Origin of the sequence: Fulvivirga kasyanovii (genome assembly GCF_009711405.1) — a bacterium.
GTDB lineage: Bacteria > Bacteroidota > Bacteroidia > Cytophagales > Cyclobacteriaceae > Fulvivirga > Fulvivirga kasyanovii.
Genome location: NZ_SMLW01000048.1, coordinates 1 through 338, shown reverse-complemented (window position 1 = coordinate 338; position 338 = coordinate 1). Strand labels below are relative to the sequence as shown.

The window sequence follows — 338 nt, the reverse complement described above, 5'->3', positions numbered from 1 at the left end:
TTTATGACGAGTGATGAGTTTAGAGAGCAAATGAATGTGGGGCTACAGCTTCTGAAAGAAAAGAAAAGTGAAATGAGCAAAATAGCATGGCTGGCTGATGCCAGGAATCAGGAAGTTATTTCACAGGAGGATATAGCATGGATTGCCAGTAATTGGAATGCAAGGGTATTTGAGGTTGGCGTTAGACATATTGCCCTTGTACCGGCTGAAGATGAGCTGTCAAGTATGAGCATAGAAACATACATTGATAGTTCAGAGGGGGCAAAGCTGACAAAAGGATTGATCATTCGGCAATTCATAGATGTTGAATCTGCCAAAAAATGGTTGCGCGACATGAT

1 protein-coding gene is annotated in these 338 nt (G+C 41.7%); it reads left to right on the top strand.

The window, feature by feature from the left end; all coding sequences use genetic code 11:
* Window positions 1-338 (top strand): hypothetical protein (locus tag E1163_RS30025; RefSeq protein WP_185155858.1); only part of this gene is annotated, 338 nt, incomplete at both ends.